This is a genomic window from Colwellia sp. BRX10-4 (assembly GCF_014077465.1).
Classification (GTDB): Bacteria; Pseudomonadota; Gammaproteobacteria; order Enterobacterales; family Alteromonadaceae; genus Colwellia_A.
Genome location: NZ_JACGVZ010000067.1, coordinates 1 through 2,232, shown reverse-complemented (window position 1 = coordinate 2,232; position 2,232 = coordinate 1). Strand labels below are relative to the sequence as shown.

Genomic DNA, 2,232 nt, shown 5'->3' with positions numbered 1-2,232 from the left:
TATTATTAGCTGGAGTTTAGATAAAAATAGAACGATGGACGTCACGAAACGCACATTAGAAAATGCGGTTAAGAAACGAAAACCGTCCGGTGATTTGATGCTCCATACAGATAGAGGCGTAGAATATCGTGGACAGGTTTATCAAAAAGTATTGAAACGACATGGAATAATTCATAGCTTGAGCCGAGCGGGAAAATGTACTGATAATGCGCATATGGAGTCATTTTTCCATTCAATGAAGACAGAAGTTATTCGTGGTAATGTATTTTAAAGTGATAAAGAACTGCGCGGAACACTTGGCAGTTACATTAACAAATACTACAATGTTTCGAGGATGCATTCAGGGATAAGTTATTGTTCGCCAATAGAATATGAAGCCCTGGCAGCGTGAAAAAAAATGTGTCCGTTTTATCGGGGGAAGATCACAAAAAACAGTTGGCTGTTTTCACTTCGTTCAATATTATAGCCAACAATTTTTTGCTACTTAATGTGGCGTTATGTTTTCCTCTGACTTGGCGATTAAATAATACCAATGATAACTCTTAAAAATTTTAATTCAGGTGATACAGAGCTACTTTTGCTATTTTGAATGACCAAGAAGTAGTTAAGTACCTATCATCTAAAATCCCAACACCTTACACCTCGGAAGATGCTAATTGGTGGATTTCCACTGGAAGTAAAATGGGTATAGTTAAAGCTATAGATTTTAATGGCTCTTTAGTTGGATGCATTGGTGCTGAAAAGGGGAAGTTTGAATATCAGCGGTCTGCTGAAATTGGATACTGGATTGCAAAAGACCATTGGAGTAATGGCATTGCCACGCAAGCTGTAAATGAAATAATATCGTTAGTATTCAATACTACAGATACTGTTAGGTTGTTTGCATCTATCTTTTCTCAAAATACGGTTTCTATGCGTGTTCTAGGCAAATGTGGTTTCGAACTAGAAGTAGTTCATAATAAAGCTATATATAAAGACGATATATTTTATAATAATCATGTATTTAGTTTACTGAAAACATAATGGTCTCTATTACTGCCTAATGCCACTTCACTTACGATATTTAGCGACTGTAGAGGGATTAATGGTGAATAAACTGATATGATTATATTTGGCTAGTGCATAAATAAGAGGTCCTTTTTTAAGTTCACAGGCCACAGCGATTTGTTGATTTGGGTAACGATTTTTAAGGCTCATTGCCCATTCATATAGCGCTTCGGGTTTACACTTAATAATGGAATAGTGGTATTTATCGGTGTGGTTAGGGTGTTCACAGATATCATGTTTTTTATCTGCCCAATCAATGCCGATTAAGGCAGCGAAATTATCAATGTTGTATGCTTTCATTTTGCAGATCCTGCGCGTAAAGTTACAAGTGGAGTGTGCTTAAATCTCATTTCTCGCAGGTCTTATAGATAGTCCTCGTAGGCAATCCCTGAGTATGCGTTTTGAAATGAGTTGCTCTGTTGGTTCGAACGTTTTGTTAGAAACATTGAATGTTTGCCGTTCAATATTCGTAACCAACAGGAGCATGTTCCACTTATCAACTATAAGGCGTTCAAACAGACAAAAAACAGTTGGCTGTTTCACTCCGTTCACAATTTTAGCCAACAATTTTTTGCCGCTTAACGTGGCGTTATGTGTTTTAAAGGATTTTTTATGCAATCTAAAGTTTTAACAATAATCATTCTAAGTTTAATGTTTGGGTGTCAATCTACTCCACAAAATGCTGAATCAGGGCAAGGTCTATTGATTGGAGAAGATTCATCAGCTGTAAAAGTTATGATTCGCCAAATTGATAAAGGCGATATTTTATGGGAAGGTAATTATAAATTAGGTACTACAGCATCTATCGAAGTTGGTAACCATACCGTATCAATAATGTGTGAGTTTTCTTATTCATGGGGCAAGAAGTTATCCCCAGGCACCCTGAATATTGATATAAAACCCGACACTGTTTATAACGTCTCTGGCAAGCTTTCACCAAGTGGTGATAACTGTTTGGTGGTAGCAAACATATAACAAGACGTTCAAGCGGGACTCGTAACAGTTGGCTCGGTTTCGCTTCGCTACACATTTTAGCCAACCATTTCTCGCCCCTTAATGTGGCGTTATATGTCGCCACTGTTCAAGTAATTATGTTTTGCAACTTGGGCATATAAATTAATAGTTTGTGCTTGTTTCCGTTCTTTTTTGTGGTAACTTTAGTGGCATGAGATCAGTTTGTATTTT

At 36.9% G+C, this 2,232-nt stretch carries 3 protein-coding genes and 1 pseudogene; 3 read left to right on the top strand and 1 reads right to left on the bottom strand.

What is annotated here, in order from left to right; translation table 11 throughout:
* A pseudogene (locus H4J67_RS19745) lies at positions 1-391 on the top strand (IS3 family transposase); the annotation flags it as partial.
* Between the two features lie 194 nt (positions 392-585).
* Complete coding sequence (locus H4J67_RS19740) at positions 586-1,023, top strand: GNAT family N-acetyltransferase (protein ID WP_259368694.1); 438 nt, start codon at positions 586-588, stop codon at positions 1,021-1,023.
* A gap of 27 nt (positions 1,024-1,050) precedes the next feature.
* Here the strand turns inward: H4J67_RS19740 and H4J67_RS19735 are convergent, their stop codons facing one another.
* Positions 1,051-1,347: an IS110 family transposase gene (locus tag H4J67_RS19735; protein ID WP_259368693.1), complete on the bottom strand. Its 297-nt coding sequence runs from the start codon at positions 1,345-1,347 to the stop codon at positions 1,051-1,053.
* Positions 1,348-1,659: 312 nt separating this feature from the next.
* Here H4J67_RS19735 and H4J67_RS19730 point away from each other — a divergent pair, with 312 nt between their 5' ends.
* Positions 1,660-2,022 carry a hypothetical protein gene (locus H4J67_RS19730; protein WP_182171508.1) on the top strand — a complete coding sequence of 121 codons (363 nt, stop codon included), beginning with the start codon at positions 1,660-1,662 and terminating at the stop codon, positions 2,020-2,022.
* The last annotated feature ends 210 nt before the right edge of the window (positions 2,023-2,232 follow it).